We start from the raw sequence: 15,457 nt of genomic DNA on the forward strand, positions 1-15,457 counted from the left end.
CATGAGTAAAAATACGTTGTACCCGGTGGTAATGGCAGGTGGCTCTGGCAGCCGGTTGTGGCCGCTCTCCCGCGTGCTCTATCCAAAACAGTTCCTCTGCCTGAAAGGGGAACTCACCATGCTGCAGACGACGGTTAATCGTCTGAATGGCGTGAATTGTGAAAGCCCGGTGGTGATCTGTAATGAACAGCACCGCTTTATCGTCGCCGAGCAGCTGCGTCAACTGAACAAGCTGACCGAAAACATCATTCTTGAGCCTGCCGGGCGCAACACCGCCCCGGCCATCGCCCTGGCGGCGCTGGCGGCGCAACGCAGCAGCCCGGATTGCGATCCGCTGATGCTGGTGCTGGCGGCGGATCACGTGATCCAGCAGGAAGAGGCCTTCCGCGATGCCGTGCGTTCAGCCATTCCCTATGCCGAAAGCGGCAAGCTGGTGACCTTCGGCATCGTGCCGGATCTGCCGGAAACCGGCTATGGCTACATTCGCCGCGGCAACGTCACGCCGGGCGAGGGCGACAGCCTGGCCTTTGACGTGGCGCAGTTTGTCGAAAAGCCGAATATGGAAACCGCCCAGGCCTACGTCGCCAGCGGTGAATATTACTGGAACAGCGGCATGTTCCTGTTCCGCGCTGGTCGTTATCTGGAAGAGCTGGCAAAGTTCCGTCCGGATATCCTGGATGCCTGCGAAAAAGCCATGGCAACCGTCGACCCGGATCTGGACTTTATTCGCGTCGATGAAGCCGCGTTCCTCGCCTGTCCGGAAGAGTCGGTGGATTATGCGGTAATGGAACGTACCGCTGATGCGGTAGTGGTCCCGATGGATGCGGGCTGGAGCGACGTTGGCTCCTGGTCATCGCTCTGGGAGATCAGCGCCCAGACCCCGGAAGGCAACGTCCATCACGGGGATGTGATCAGCCATAAAACCGAGAACAGCTACGTTTATGCCGAATCCGGGCTGGTGACCACCGTCGGCGTCAAAGATCTGGTGGTGGTGCAGACCAAAGACGCGGTGCTGATTGCCGATCGCAACGCGGTGCAGGACGTCAAAAAAGTGGTGGAGCAGATTAAGGCCGATGGCCGCCATGAACACCACATTCACCGCGAAGTCTACCGTCCATGGGGCAAATACGACTCCATCGACGAGGGCGATCGCTACCAGGTCAAACGCATCACCGTTAAACCGGGCGAGGGGCTGTCGGTGCAGATGCACCATCACCGCGCCGAGCACTGGGTGGTGGTGGCGGGTACCGCCAAAGTGACCATCGACGAGGTGGTGACGCTGCTGGGGGAAAACGAATCGATCTACATCCCACTGGGCGCGACCCACTGCCTGGAAAACCCGGGGAAAATCCCGCTCGACCTGATTGAAGTGCGCTCCGGCTCGTACCTGGAAGAGGACGATATTGTCCGCTTTGAGGATCGTTACGGGCGCGTATAGCGCTTACGCATTTGCCCGGTGGCGCTGCGCTTACCGGGCCTACGAAAAGATAAAAATTTAATTGGCCCTGTCCGGGTCGGGCCAACTGTTGCCTGAATAAGGGGTAATGATGCAAAAATTAACCTGTTTTAAAGCCTACGATATTCGCGGCAAGCTCGGTGAAGAGCTGAATGAGGACATTGCGTGGCGCATTGGCCGCGCGTACGGCGAATACTTAAAGCCGAAAACCATTGTGCTGGGCGGCGACGTGCGTCTGACCAGCGAATCCCTGAAGCTGGCGCTGGCGAAAGGGCTGCAGGACGCGGGCGTCGACGTGCTGGACATCGGTTTGTCCGGTACCGAAGAGATCTACTTTGCCACCTTCCATTTAGGCGTCGACGGCGGTATCGAAGTCACCGCCAGCCACAACCCGATGGACTACAACGGCATGAAGCTGGTGCGCGAAGGGGCTCGTCCGATCAGCGGCGACACCGGCCTGCGCGACGTGCAGCGTCTGGCGGAAGCCAACGATTTCCCGCCGGTGAACGAGGCGAAGCGCGGCAGCTATAAAACTATCGATCTGCGTGAGGCCTATATCGACCACCTGCTGGGCTACATCAATCTGGCGAACCTCAAGCCGCTCACGCTTGTGATCAACTCCGGTAACGGCGCGGCAGGCCCGGTGGTGGATGCCCTGGAAGCCCGCTTTAAGGCGCTTAACGTGCCGGTGACCTTTATCAAAGTTCACAACACCCCGGACGGTACCTTCCCGAACGGTATTCCGAACCCGCTGCTGCCGGAGTGCCGGGCCGACACCCGCAACGCGGTAATTGAGCACGGCGCGGACATGGGCATCGCCTTTGACGGCGATTTCGACCGCTGCTTCCTGTTCGACGAGAAAGGGCAGTTTATCGAGGGGTACTACATCGTCGGCCTGCTGGCGGAAGCCTTCCTCGAGAAAAACCCCGGCTCGCGCATTATTCACGACCCGCGTCTCTCCTGGAACACGGTGGATGTGGTCGCGGCGGCGGGCGGTACCCCGGTGATGTCGAAGACCGGCCATGCGTTTATCAAAGAGCGGATGCGCGAAGAAGACGCGATTTACGGCGGCGAGATGAGCGCCCATCACTACTTCCGCGATTTTGCCTACTGCGACAGCGGGATGATCCCGTGGCTGCTGGTCACCGAACTGCTGTGCCTGAAGGGCCAGTCGCTGGGTGAGCTGGTGCGTGACCGCATGGCGGCCTTCCCGGCGAGCGGGGAGATCAACAGCACCCTCGCGGCCCCGGCCGAAGCGATTGCCCGGGTGGAGAACCACTTCGCTCTGCACGCGCTGGAGATCGACCGTACCGACGGCATCAGCATGACCTTCCCCCAGTGGCGCTTCAATTTACGCTCGTCGAATACCGAGCCGGTGGTGCGCCTGAACGTGGAATCCCGCGCCGATGCGGCGCTGATGGCGGCGCGAACGCAGGACATTATGGCGCTGTTGAATCAGTAATCCTTGCCCCTCTCCCGACGGGGGAGGGGACCCTGAAACAGGAACAACGATGACAAATCTAAAAAAGCGCGAGCGAGCCAAAACGAATGCATCGTTAATCTCTATGGTGCAGCGTTTTTCTGATATCACCATCATGTTCGGTGGCTTGTGGATGGTGTGTAAACTCAGCGGGCTGCCTTTCCTCTACATGCACCTGCTGATGGCGCTGATCGCGCTGGTGGTCTTCCAGATGATCGGCGGGATGACCGACTTCTACCGTTCATGGCGTGGCGTCAAGATCGCCACCGAGCTCCTGCTGCTGTTGCAGAACTGGACCTTAAGCCTGGTCTTCAGCTTCGGGCTGGTGGCGTTTAACAACGACTTTGATAATCGCTTTGCAACCTATTTTGCCTGGTACCTGCTCACCAGCGTGGGGATGGTGGTCTGCCGATCGCTTATCCGCTATGGCGCGGGCTGGCTGCGTAACCGCGGCTACAACACTCGCCGGGTGGCGGTGGCCGGGAGTATGCCCGCGGGACTGGCGTTGCTGGACGGTTTTCGCAAGGAGCCGTGGCTGGGATTTGACGTGGTCGGGGTCTATCACGACGCGCAGCCCGGCGGTGTCTCTGCTGACTGGGCCGGTAATTATTCCCAGCTGATTGACGATGCCAAAGCCGGCAAGATCCACAACGTCTACATCGCCATGCCGATGAGCGACGAAGCCCGAATCAAAACCCTGATGCGCAAACTGGCGGATACTACCTGCTCGGTGATCCTGATCCCTGATGTCTTCACCTTTAACATCCTGCATTCCCGCATTGAAGAGGTAAACGGCGTGCCGGTGGTGCCGCTGTATGACACGCCGCTCTCCGGGCTCAACCGGGTGCTGAAGCGCGCGGAGGACATCGTCCTCTCCTCGATGATCCTGCTGCTGATCTCCCCGGTGCTCTGCGCCATTGCCCTGGCGGTGAAACTCACCTCAAAAGGGCCGGTGATCTTCCGCCAGACCCGCTACGGCATGGACGGTAAGCCGATCATGGTGTGGAAATTCCGCTCCATGAAGGTGATGGAAAACGACGAGGTGGTGACCCAGGCGACGCAGAACGACCCGCGCGTCACCCGCGTCGGTAACTTCCTGCGCCGCACCTCCCTCGACGAACTGCCGCAGTTTATTAATGTGTTAACCGGGGGCATGTCGATTGTCGGCCCGCGTCCGCACGCCGTGGCACATAACGAGCAGTATCGCGCCCTGATTGAAGGCTACATGCTGCGCCATAAAGTGAAACCGGGCATCACCGGCTGGGCGCAGATCAACGGCTGGCGCGGTGAAACCGACACCCTGGAGAAGATGGAAAAACGCATTGAGTTCGATCTGGAGTACATCCGTGAGTGGAGCCTCTGGTTCGATATCAAAATCGTTTTTCTCACCGTCTTCAAGGGCTTCGTGAATAAAGCGGCGTACTAACATGAGCTTACGTGAAAAAACCCTCAGCGGAGCAAAGTGGTCGGCTATCGCCACGGTGATCATCATCGGCCTCGGGCTGGTGCAGATGACGGTGCTGGCGCGCATTATTGATAACCACCAGTTTGGCCTGTTGACCGTCTCGCTGGTGATCATCGCTCTGGCCGATACGCTGTCGGACTTCGGCATCGCCAACTCGATTATTCAGCGTAAGGAGATCAGCCAGCTGGAGCTGACTACCCTTTACTGGCTAAACGTTGGCCTTGGGGTGCTGGTATTTGTCGCACTTTTCCTGCTCAGTGATGTTATTGCTGACGCGCTGAATAACCCGGAGCTGGCCCCGCTGATGCGCGCCCTGTCGTTTGCGTTTGTGGTGATCCCCCACGGGCAGCAGTTCCGCGCCCTGATGCAAAAGGAGCTGGAGTTCAGCAAAATCGGCATGATCGAGACCAGCGCGGTGCTGGCCGGGTTTACCTTTACCGTGGTGAGCGCCCATTTCTGGCCGCTGGCAATGACCGCGATCCTCGGGTATCTGGTGAACTCTGCCGTACGCACCCTGCTGTTCGGCTACTTTGGCCGCAAGATTTACCGTCCTGGCTTCCACTTCTCGCTCTCTTCGGTATCGTCCAACCTGCGCTTCGGTGCCTGGCTGACCGCCGACAGCATCATCAATTACGTCAACACCAACCTTTCCACTTTAGTACTGGCGCGCATCCTCGGGGCCAGCGTGGCGGGGGGCTATAACCTGGCGTACAACGTGGCGGTGGTGCCGCCGATGAAGCTTAACCCGATCATCACCCGCGTGCTGTTCCCGGCTTTTGCCAAAATTCAGGACGACACTGAAAAGTTGCGGATCAACTTCTACAAGCTGCTGTCGGTGGTGGGGATCATTAACTTCCCGACCCTGCTGGGGCTGATGGTGGTTTCCGGAAATCTGGTGCCGCTGGTGTTCGGTGAAAAGTGGGTCAGCATTGTGCCGATCCTGCAGCTGCTGTGCGTGGTGGGGCTGCTGCGCTCGGTTGGTAACCCGATTGGTTCCCTGCTAATGGCCAAAGCCCGCGTCGATATCAGCTTCAAATTCAATGTGTTTAAAACATTCCTGTTTATCCCGGCGATCGTCATCGGCGGCCATCAGGCCGGCGCGATGGGGGTAACGCTGGGCTTCCTGCTGGTGCAGATAATCAATACCGTGCTGAGCTACTTCGTAATGATTAAGCCGGTGCTGGGCTCCAGCTATCGTCAGTACATCCTGAGCCTGTGGCTGCCGTTTTACCTGTCGCTGCCGACGCTGGCGGTGAGCTATGGCCTGGGTATCGCCCTTAACGGCCAACTGCCGCTGGCGGCGCTGCTGGCGGTGCAGGTGGCAGCCGGTGCGCTGGCCTTCGCGGTGATGATCGTGCTGTCGCGTAATGCGCTGGTGGTGGAGATCAAGCGTCAGTTCTGCCGCAACGAAAAGATTAAAATGCTGCTTCGCGCAGGCTAATTATTTCCTCCCCCTCACCCTCACCCTTTGGGGAGGGGAATCTTTTAAGAGGTTATTATGAAATTACTGATTCTGGGCAACCATACCTGTGGTAACCGTGGTGACAGCGCCATTCTGCGCGGCCTGCTGGATGCCATTTACGCTCTGTCGCCGGAGACCGAAGTTGATGTGATGAGCCGCTACCCGGTGAGCTCCTCCTGGCTGCTGAACCGTCCGGTGATGGGCGATCCGCTCTACAGCCAGATGAAACAGCATAACAATGCCGCAGGCGTGATGGGGCGGGTGAAAAAGGTCCTTCGCCGCCGCTATCAGCACCAGGTGCTGCTGTCCCGCGTGACCGACACCGGCAAGCTGCGCAACATTGCTATCGCCCAGGGCTTTACTGATTTTGTCCGTCTGCTCTCCGGCTACGACGCCATCATCCAGGTGGGCGGCTCCTTCTTCGTTGACCTCTACGGCGTGCCGCAGTTTGAGCATGCGCTCTGTACCTTTATGGCGAAAAAGCCGCTGTTTATGGTCGGCCACAGCGTCGGGCCGTTCCAGGATCCGCAGTTCAACCAGCTGGCTAACTATGTATTTGGCCACTGCGATGCCCTGATCCTGCGTGAGTCGGTAAGTCTGAATCTGATGCAGCGCAGCGAGATCGATACCACCAAAGTGGAGCAGGGTGTGGACACCGCCTGGCTGGTGGATCATCAGGAGGCAAATTTTACCCCGAGCTATGCCGTGCAGCACTGGCTGAACGTGGTGGGGCAGCAAAAAACCGTCGCCATTACCCTGCGCGAACTGGCCCCGTTCGACAAACGTCTGGGCACCACCCAGGCGGCCTACGAAAAGGCCTTTGCTGAGGTGGTCAACCGGGTACTGGACAGTGGTTATCAGGTGCTGGCGCTCTCCACCTGTACCGGGATCGACAGCTACAACAAAGATGACCGCATGGTGGCGCTCAACCTGCGCCAGCACGTCAGCGATCCGTCCCGTTATCACGTGGTGATGGACGAACTGAACGACCTCGAGATGGGCAAACTGCTGGGGGCCTGCGATCTGACCGTCGGCACCCGTCTGCATTCCGCGATCATCTCCATGAACTTTGGCACCCCGGCCATTGCCATTAACTATGAACACAAGTCTGCCGGGATCATGCAGCAGCTGGGGATGCCGGAGATGGCGGTGGATATTCGCCATCTGCTGGATGGCTCCTTGGGCGCGATGGTGGGCGACACCCTCGGCCAGTTGCCGGCCATCAACGAACGCCTCGCGGTGGCGGTGAAAGCCGAACGTGAGAACGGCATCAGGATGGTGAAATCGGTGCTGGATCGGGTCGGGGAGGGCAAATGAAGGTTGGTTTCTTCTTGCTGAAATTCCCGCTCTCGTCAGAAACTTTTGTGCTGAACCAGATCACCGCGTTTATTGATATGGGTTATGACGTGGAGATCGTCGCCCTGCAAAAGGGCGATACGCAAAATACCCACGCCGCCTGGACGCAGTACGACCTGGCCAGCAAAACCCGCTGGTTGCAGGACGAGCCGCAGGGCAAGCTGGAAAAACTGGGCTACCGCGCCCGCCAGACCCTGCGCGGGCTGCATCGCCCCGGCACCTGGAGGGCGTTGAATGTTTCCCGCTATGGCGCCGAATCGCGCAACCTGATCCTCTCCGCTATCTGCGGCCAGACGGCACGGCCCTGGCGCGCCGATGTGTTTATCGCCCACTTTGGTCCGGCGGGCGTAACGGCCGCCAAACTGCGCGAGCTGGGGGTTATAGAGGGGAAAATTGCTACCGTCTTCCACGGGATCGACATCTCCAGCCGGGAGGTACTGGCGCACTACACCCCGGAGTATCAACGCCTGTTTCAGCGTGGCGATATGATGCTGCCGATAAGCGATCTCTGGGCTGGACGGCTCAAAAATATGGGCTGCCCGCCCGAAAAAATCACCGTCTCGCGCATGGGCGTGGATATGGATCGCTTTACCCAACGACCGGTGAAGGCCCCGGGAACTCCGCTGGAGATTATCTCAGTGGCACGCCTGACCGAGAAAAAAGGGCTGCACGTGGCGATCGAGGCCTGCCGGCAGCTAAAAGCGCGCGGGGTAGCTTTTCGCTATCGTATTCTCGGCATTGGCCCCTGGGAGCGCCGCCTGCGCACCCTGATCGAACAGTACGAGCTGGAGGAGTATGTCGAGATGCCGGGGTTCAAGCCCAGCCATGAGGTCAAAGCCATGCTCGATGCCGCCGATATCTTCTTACTGCCGTCGGTCACCGGCACGGATGGCGATATGGAAGGCATCCCGGTGGCGCTGATGGAGGCGATGGCGGTGGGGATCCCGGTGGTTTCCACGGTACACAGCGGCATTCCTGAACTGATCGAACCCGGCCACTCCGGCTGGCTGGTGGAAGAGAACAACCCCGAGGCGCTGGCCACGCAGCTGGAGCGCTTCGCCGCGCTGGATCACCATGAGCTCTCGCCCGTGCTGCACAATGCGCGCCGGAAAGTCGAGAACGATTTTAATCAACACCTGATCAACCGGCAGTTAGCCACTCTGCTACAGACGCTTTAAAAAGGGAGGCGATATGCCGAAAGAGATGACGCGACGCGCCTTTGTCGCCACCTGTTCCGTACTGGCCGCCGCATCCATGACAGGCGTGCGTGCCGCCGCGAGCGGCGCCACGGTGGATATCAGCCGGTATAACCATCGTGACTGGATCGCAGCCTTCAAAAAGGCCTTTACCGACGGCGACACCGTGGTGGTACCCGCCGGGCTCACCTGCGACAACATCAACACCGCCATCTTTATCCCCGAGGGCAAAACCCTGCGCATCCGCGGCGCGCTGACCGGCAACGGACGGGGGCGGCTGGTATTGCAGGATGGCAGTAAAGTGATTGGGGAAGGGGAGGGGCGCAGCGAAAACATCACCCTCGACGTTCGCGGCTCCGACTGCGTGATCCAGGGGCTGGCCATGAGCGGCTATGGCCCGGTAACCCAGATTTACATCGGCGGTAAAAAACCGCGGGTGATGCGCAACCTGCTGATCGACAATCTGCGGGTCACGAAGGCGAACTATGCGATCCTGCGTCAGGGGTTCCACAACCAGGTAGATGGCGCCAGAATTACCAACTGCCACTTCAGCTATCTACAGGGCGATGCCATTGAGTGGAACGTGGCGATCAACGACCAGAACATCCTGATCTCAGACCACGTTATCGACCATATCGACTGCACCAACGGTAAAATTAACTGGGGGATCGGCATTGGCCTGGCCGGAAGCACCTATGACAATGCCTACCCGGAAGACCAGGCGGTGAAGAACTTTGTGGTGGCCAATATCACCGGCAGCAACTGCCGCCAGTTAGTGCACGTTGAGAATGGTAAACACTTTGTTATCCGTAATGTTAAAGCCCGAAATATCACTCCGGACTTCAGCAAAAAAGCGGGGATCGATAACGCAACGGTAGCGATATATGGCTGCGATAATTTTGTCATCGATAATGTTGAAATGGTCGAGAGCGCGGGGATGTTAATTGGCTACGGGGTGATCAAAGGCGATTATTTGTCGATACCGCAGAATTTTCGCCTGAACAATATTCACCTCGACAATCATAACCTTGCACGAAAATTGCGCGGAATACAGATCTCCTCCGGCAATGCCACTTCGTTCGTGGCGATCACCAATCTCGAGATGAAGCGCGCCACGCTTGAGTTACATAATAAACCGCAGCATCTTTTTATGCGTAATATCAACGTGATGCAGGACGCAGACAGAGGGCCGGCCCTGAAGCTGAATTTCGATCTGCGCAAGGATGTGCGCGGGAAATTTATGGCTCGCGAAGAGACGCTGCTCTCGCTGGCGAACATTAAGGCGATTAATGAGAAGGGGCAGAGCTCGGTGGATATCGACCGCATCGATCAGCATACGATTAATACGGAGCGGCTGAATTTTAGTCTGCCGAAGCGTTAAATATTAACCAGACGGCATTTTGCGAGGATTCCTGGAATTAAAGCGCGCGGATTCAGACTGCATCCACTGGTATTCGTAAGGCACCGGCGTAACATCTACGCCTGATTTGTAGCAAATCGTGCTGGCGAAACCAGGCTAAAGAGCTATAATTCGGCAACCATTTTAAGGTGGAAGAAATATGATTAATTTGAAAGCGGTTATTCCGGTAGCCGGTCTGGGCATGCATATGCTCCCGGCCACAAAAGCCATTCCTAAAGAGATGCTGCCGATCGTTGACAAGCCGATGATTCAGTACATCGTCGACGAGATTGTTGCTGCAGGGATCAAAGAAATCGTTCTGGTGACCCATTCTTCGAAGAATGCGGTAGAAAACCACTTCGACACCTCCTATGAACTTGAAGCCCTTCTGGAGCAGCGCGTGAAGCGTCAGCTGCTGGCGGAAGTGCAGTCCATCTGCCCGCCAGGTGTGACCATCATGAACGTGCGTCAGGCGCAGCCGCTGGGGCTTGGCCACTCTATCCTGTGCGCACGCCCTGTCGTTGGCGATAACCCGTTTGTGGTCGTTCTGCCGGACATTATTCTGGACAACGCCTCTGCCGATCCGCTGCGCTACAACCTTGCTGCTATGGTTGCACGCTTCAACGAGACCGGTCGCAGCCAGGTGCTGGCGAAGCGTATGAAAGGCGATCTGTCCGAATACTCTGTCATTCAGACCAAAGAGCCGCTGGATTCAGAAGGTAAAGTCAGCCGTATCGTTGAGTTTATCGAGAAACCCGATCAGCCGCAGACTCTCGACTCCGATCTGATGGCCGTCGGCCGCTATGTGCTCAATGCTGAAATCTGGGCCGAACTGGAACGTACCGAGCCAGGCGCCTGGGATCGTATTCAACTGACGGATGCTATCGCGGAACTGGCGAAGAAGCAGTCTGTCGATGCCATGCTGATGACCGGTTACAGCTACGACTGTGGTAAAAAAATGGGCTACATGCAAGCCTTTGTACAGTATGGCCTGCGTAACCTGAAAGAAGGGCAGAAGTTCCGGGAAAGCATGAAGAAACTTTTAACCAACGACTAACATCTGATTGGTTGTTGACTAAACGGCAGTGGATCATTCCAGGCTTTCATAAGCTGTAAGAATGACACTGCCGTTTTCTTTTTTAAATATATTCTTAAGTTTCAGTGGGTTAATTGCTGTTTTTTTGTATTGGCAGACAGCTTTTTCCCCTTGTTTCTGCAAGCATTTAAGACGACAATTATTAATTGACTTATACGCCACCCTGCCGAGAGTTTGCCAGGGAATGGTGACAAAATACCTCTAAATTATGTCACGATCAGTGCACTGGTAGCTGTAAAGCCAGGGGCGGTAGCGTGTCTGATTTCTGAATTTTTTCTTCAAATTTTCAGATTTCCAAAATCCCAATGAATTCATTTAACGGAAAATAACGCGTGAAAATTCTTGTTACTGGTGGTGCCGGTTTTATCGGCTCTGCGGTTGTCCGACATATTATTCAAAATACACAGGATGACGTGGTTAATGTCGATAAATTGACCTACGCCGGTAACCTGGAATCTCTGGCTGAGGTTAGCGCCAGTTCACGTTACGCCTTTGAGCATGCCGATATTTGCGACAAAGCAGCGATGGATCGCATTTTTGCCGAGCACAAGCCTGAAGCCGTTATGCATCTGGCAGCAGAGAGTCACGTTGACCGTTCGATTACCGGTCCGTCTGCATTTATTGAGACCAACATCGTCGGTACTTACGTGCTGCTGGAAGCGGCCCGTGCATACTGGTCCACACTTGGCGAAGAGGTGAAACAAGCCTTCCGTTTCCACCATATCTCCACTGACGAAGTGTATGGCGATCTGCCGCACCCGGATGAACACCCTGCATCTGCTGAGCTGCCGCTGTTTACCGAGACTACGGCATATGCACCAAGCAGCCCGTATTCAGCCTCGAAGGCCTCCAGCGATCATCTCGTGCGCGCCTGGTTGCGAACCTACGGTTTCCCGACCATCGTGACCAACTGCTCCAATAACTACGGTCCTTATCACTTCCCGGAAAAACTGATCCCGCTGGTGATCCTGAACGCCCTGGACGGAAAAGCACTACCGATTTACGGCAAGGGCGATCAGATCCGCGACTGGCTGTATGTCGAAGATCACGCCCGTGCACTCTATACCGTGGTAACCCAGGGTAAGCCAGGCGAGACCTACAACATCGGCGGGCATAACGAGAAACAAAACCTGGATGTAGTTCATACCATTTGCGATCTGCTTGATGAAATTGTGCCGAAAGAGAACTCTTATCGCGATCAAATCACCTGGGTGACCGATCGCCCAGGCCATGACCGTCGTTATGCCATCGATGCCGATAAGATTAGCCAGACGTTAGGCTGGAAGCCGCAGGAAACGTTCGAGAGCGGGATCCGCAAAACGGTGGAGTGGTATCTGGCCAATATCCAGTGGGTTGAGAATGTGAAAAGCGGCAACTATCAATCCTGGATTGAACAGAACTACGGGGAACGCCAGTAATGAATATCCTTTTGTTCGGCAAAACAGGACAGGTGGGTTGGGAGCTGCAGCGCTCGCTTGCGCCGCTAGGTAACCTGATTGCCGTCGATGTTCATTCTAGCGAATATTGCGGTGATTTCAGTAATCCAGAAGGCATTGCTGAAACAGTACGACGCATTAAACCTGATGTGATTGTGAACGCGGCGGCCCATACCGCTGTGGATAAAGCCGAGTCAGAAGCAGAATTCGCGCAGTTGCTGAATGCCACGAGCGTCGAAGCCATTGCCAAAGAAGCCGCTAAAATCGGTGCCTGGGTAGTTCACTACTCTACCGACTACGTCTTCCCCGGACATGGAGATACTCCCTGGCAGGAAACAGATGCCACCGCACCTCTGAATGTGTACGGCGAAACCAAGCTGGCCGGTGAGAAAGCGCTACAGAATTACTGCGCGCGCCATTTAATTTTTCGCACCAGTTGGGTTTATGCGGGTAAGGGGAATAATTTTGCGAAAATCATGCTGCGCCTCGCAAAAGAGCGTAGCGAACTGTCGGTAATCAACGATCAATTCGGCGCGCCTACTGGTGCCGAACTTTTAGCTGATTGCACCGCACACGCTATCCGCACGGCACTGATAAAACCGGAAGTTGCGGGGTTGTATCATCTGGTCGCTGGCGGAACCACCACATGGCATGATTATGCAGCGCTGGTATTCGACGAGGCCCGTAAGGCGGGCATTACGCTGGCACTGACCCAGTTAAAGGCGGTACCGACAAGTCATTACCCTACACCGGCGCGTCGACCTAATAACTCCAGACTGGATACCACTAAATTTAAGCAAAATTTCGGGATGGTCCTTCCCCAGTGGGAGACCGGTGTCAAACGCATGCTGGCAGAATTGTTTACAACCACCGCCGTTTGACGAGAACGATGCTCCATAACAGGCATCTGGAAAGAGATAACGATATGAAAACGCGTAAAGGCATTATTCTGGCGGGTGGTTCGGGAACACGTCTTTATCCCGTGACGATGGCCGTCAGCAAACAGCTGCTTCCGGTTTATGATAAACCGATGATTTATTATCCGCTGTCCACGCTAATGCTTGCAGGGATCCGCGACATCCTCATCATTAGCACACCGCAGGATACACCGCGTTTTGAGCAACTGCTTGGTGACGGGAGCCAGTGGGGTCTGAACTTACAGTATCAGGCTCAGGCGAGCCCGGATGGTCTGGCGCAGGCTTTCATTATTGGCGAAGCCTTTATTGGAAACGATGATTGTGCCTTGGTGCTGGGCGACAATATTTTTTATGGTCACGATCTGCCAAAACTGATGGAGACCGCTGTTAATAAAGAGGGCGGGGCAACCGTATTTGCCTATCACGTTACCGATCCTGAGCGGTACGGTGTTGTTGAGTTCGATAAAGAAGGCACTGCCATCAGCCTGGAGGAAAAACCCATCGAACCACAAAGTAACTACGCCGTCACGGGACTCTATTTCTACGACAACAGTGTTGTAGAGATGGCGAAGAGCCTGAAGCCGTCCGCGCGTGGCGAACTTGAAATTACCGATATTAACCGCATCTACATGGAGCAAGGGCGCTTGTCCGTTGCCATGATGGGACGCGGATTTGCCTGGCTGGATACGGGCACCCATCATAGCCTGATCGAAGCCAGTAATTACATTTCGACCATTGAACAGCGTCAGGGGCTTAAAGTAGCTTGTCCGGAAGAGATTGCCTATCGCAAAGGGTTTATTGACGCTGAACAGGTGAAGCAACTAGCTAAACCATTGTCAAAAAATGCATATGGGAAATACCTATTAAATATGATAAAACAATCGAGCAAATAAGATGTTTAAAAATATTTTAATAAAAAATAGTTTTTTTAATTTAGCTGGCTATGTAATTCCTTCAGTAATTGCCATACCAGCACTTGGTTTATTAGCTAGGAAACTTGGATTAGAACTGTTTGGTGTATTTACGTTAGCAATGGCGCTGATTGGATATGCTAGCGTATTTGATTTCGGTTTGACTAGGGCCATTATAAGAGAAATCGCAATTTATCGTAATGATGAGAAAGAAAAAAACAGAATCATATCTACATCAACGGTATTTATACTGGTGACAGCAATCATAATATCCATAATTATATATGCTAATGTTGAAAGGATTATTGAATTAATTAGCGTAAGCGACAAAAACAAATTAGATGTGGAAATGTCTATTAAGTTAATAACGATGTCATTGCCATTTTTTTTGTTGAACCAGTTATGGATTTCAATATTGGAGGGCGAAGAGAAATTTGCCACGCTTAATATACAAAAAACTATTTCTAACACTTTTTTAGCTGGCTTTCCTGCTTTAATGATATTTATTAAGGTAAACTTATTTTATGCGGTAATGGGATTGGTTATCGCTAGGGTTATATCATTAGTTATTTCATTTATTTGTATTAGAAAAGATATTGTTTCCGCTGGGCTGGACTTCCATTTTGACTGCTTTAAACGACTTCTGTTATTTGGTGGATGGATGACAGTAAGTAACCTAATAAGTCCTATGATGGTGTATTTTGATCGATTTATTATTTCACATTTAATGGGGGCTAAGAATGTTGGTTATTATACAGCCCCAGCTGAAATTATATCAAGGATGAGTATCCTTCCTACCTCAATATCGCGGACATTATTTCCGCGATTAAGTAGCTTATCAGACGCTAAAGAATTCTTTAAAGAATTGAAAATTTCATACATTATAATGCTTGCTGTTTGTCTACCTTTAATAATCTTGTTGATGATATTGTCTAATCAAATAATGTTTTACTGGTTAGGGTCGGAGTATTATTTACAGTCTTCCATGATATTTAAGGTATTGCTTTTAGGTTTTTTCTTTAATGCATTGGCGCAGATTCCCTTTGCTTCAATTCAGGCGCTTGGCTTTTCAAAAATCACAGCTCTCTTGCATTGTGCTGAGGTGCTTCCTTATTTGATGTTGCTTTATTACCTAACTAATCAATTTGGATTGTTAGGGGCAGCATATGCATGGTCTATCAGAGTTGTTATTGACTGTTTTTGTCTCTTTTTATTTGCTAAACTATTAACTAAAAAAAGATTATGTATGTAATCGTTAGAAATGAGTAATAATTAATATTTTC

12 protein-coding genes are annotated in these 15,457 nt (G+C 54.0%); all 12 read left to right on the plus strand.

Features of this window, described 5'->3' with window-relative positions:
- The first annotated feature begins 1 nt into the window (after window position 1).
- Window positions 2-1,438 (plus strand): mannose-1-phosphate guanyltransferase, encoded by a 1,437-nt coding sequence (cpsB, locus tag LRS40_RS14885; protein WP_231311921.1) that lies wholly within the window; start codon window positions 2-4, stop codon window positions 1,436-1,438.
- 109 nt (window positions 1,439-1,547) lie between these two features.
- The gene (cpsG, locus tag LRS40_RS14890; RefSeq protein ID WP_156264203.1) at window positions 1,548-2,918 is read left to right on the plus strand and encodes a colanic acid biosynthesis phosphomannomutase CpsG; all 1,371 of its coding nucleotides are present in this window, start codon (window positions 1,548-1,550) and stop codon (window positions 2,916-2,918) included.
- Window positions 2,919-2,967: 49 nt separating this feature from the next.
- A complete protein-coding gene (gene wcaJ / locus LRS40_RS14895; RefSeq protein WP_142486375.1) occupies window positions 2,968-4,362 on the plus strand; it encodes an undecaprenyl-phosphate glucose phosphotransferase in 1,395 nt (464 codons plus the stop codon).
- A gap of 1 nt (window position 4,363) precedes the next feature.
- Window positions 4,364-5,842, plus strand: coding sequence for a colanic acid undecaprenyl disphosphate flippase WzxC (gene wzxC / locus LRS40_RS14900; protein WP_231311922.1), 1,479 nt, complete (start codon window positions 4,364-4,366; stop codon window positions 5,840-5,842).
- Window positions 5,843-5,899: 57 nt separating this feature from the next.
- On the plus strand, window positions 5,900-7,180 hold the full coding sequence (gene wcaK, locus LRS40_RS14905; RefSeq protein ID WP_156264201.1) for a colanic acid biosynthesis pyruvyl transferase WcaK: 1,281 nt from the start codon (window positions 5,900-5,902) through the stop codon (window positions 7,178-7,180).
- Window positions 7,177-8,397 carry a colanic acid biosynthesis glycosyltransferase WcaL gene (gene wcaL, locus LRS40_RS14910; RefSeq protein WP_231311923.1) on the plus strand — a complete coding sequence of 407 codons (1,221 nt, stop codon included), beginning with the start codon at window positions 7,177-7,179 and terminating at the stop codon, window positions 8,395-8,397. Before wcaK ends, wcaL begins: the two co-directional genes overlap by 4 nt.
- Window positions 8,398-8,410: 13 nt before the next feature.
- A complete protein-coding gene (gene wcaM / locus LRS40_RS14915; RefSeq protein ID WP_231311924.1) occupies window positions 8,411-9,796 on the plus strand; it encodes a colanic acid biosynthesis protein WcaM in 1,386 nt (461 codons plus the stop codon).
- A gap of 178 nt (window positions 9,797-9,974) precedes the next feature.
- On the plus strand, window positions 9,975-10,871 hold the full coding sequence (gene galF, locus LRS40_RS14920) for a GalU regulator GalF (protein ID WP_231311925.1): 897 nt from the start codon (window positions 9,975-9,977) through the stop codon (window positions 10,869-10,871).
- Between the two features lie 371 nt (window positions 10,872-11,242).
- Complete coding sequence (gene rfbB, locus LRS40_RS14925; RefSeq protein ID WP_231311926.1) at window positions 11,243-12,328, plus strand: dTDP-glucose 4,6-dehydratase; 1,086 nt, start codon at window positions 11,243-11,245, stop codon at window positions 12,326-12,328.
- Complete coding sequence (rfbD, locus tag LRS40_RS14930) at window positions 12,328-13,227, plus strand: dTDP-4-dehydrorhamnose reductase (protein WP_231311927.1); 900 nt, start codon at window positions 12,328-12,330, stop codon at window positions 13,225-13,227. The genes rfbB and rfbD overlap by 1 nt, the downstream gene beginning before the upstream one ends.
- A gap of 44 nt (window positions 13,228-13,271) precedes the next feature.
- The gene (rfbA, locus tag LRS40_RS14935) at window positions 13,272-14,156 is read left to right on the plus strand and encodes a glucose-1-phosphate thymidylyltransferase RfbA (protein ID WP_231311928.1); all 885 of its coding nucleotides are present in this window, start codon (window positions 13,272-13,274) and stop codon (window positions 14,154-14,156) included.
- Window position 14,157: 1 nt separating this feature from the next.
- On the plus strand, window positions 14,158-15,426 hold the full coding sequence (locus LRS40_RS14940; RefSeq protein WP_231311929.1) for a flippase: 1,269 nt from the start codon (window positions 14,158-14,160) through the stop codon (window positions 15,424-15,426).
- The last annotated feature ends 31 nt before the right edge of the window (window positions 15,427-15,457 follow it).

The organism is Leclercia sp. G3L (genome assembly GCF_021117075.1).
GTDB classification, from domain to species: Bacteria; Pseudomonadota; Gammaproteobacteria; order Enterobacterales; family Enterobacteriaceae; genus Enterobacter; species Enterobacter adecarboxylatus_C.

Bases quoted from the DNA above. Each gene is read 5' to 3' on its own strand.
- cpsB (WP_231311921.1), top strand. From the start codon at position 2: ATGAGTAAAAATACGTTGTACCCGGTGGTAATGGCAGGTGGCTCTGGC.
- cpsG (WP_156264203.1), top strand. From the start codon at position 1,548: ATGCAAAAATTAACCTGTTTTAAAGCCTACGATATTCGCGGCAAGCTC.
- wcaJ (WP_142486375.1), top strand. From the start codon at position 2,968: ATGACAAATCTAAAAAAGCGCGAGCGAGCCAAAACGAATGCATCGTTA.
- wzxC (WP_231311922.1), top strand. From the start codon at position 4,364: ATGAGCTTACGTGAAAAAACCCTCAGCGGAGCAAAGTGGTCGGCTATC.
- wcaK (WP_156264201.1), top strand. From the start codon at position 5,900: ATGAAATTACTGATTCTGGGCAACCATACCTGTGGTAACCGTGGTGAC.
- wcaL (WP_231311923.1), top strand. From the start codon at position 7,177: ATGAAGGTTGGTTTCTTCTTGCTGAAATTCCCGCTCTCGTCAGAAACT.
- wcaM (WP_231311924.1), top strand. From the start codon at position 8,411: ATGCCGAAAGAGATGACGCGACGCGCCTTTGTCGCCACCTGTTCCGTA.
- galF (WP_231311925.1), top strand. From the start codon at position 9,975: ATGATTAATTTGAAAGCGGTTATTCCGGTAGCCGGTCTGGGCATGCAT.
- rfbD (WP_231311927.1), top strand. From the start codon at position 12,328: ATGAATATCCTTTTGTTCGGCAAAACAGGACAGGTGGGTTGGGAGCTG.
- rfbA (WP_231311928.1), top strand. From the start codon at position 13,272: ATGAAAACGCGTAAAGGCATTATTCTGGCGGGTGGTTCGGGAACACGT.
- LRS40_RS14940 (WP_231311929.1), top strand. From the start codon at position 14,158: ATGTTTAAAAATATTTTAATAAAAAATAGTTTTTTTAATTTAGCTGGC.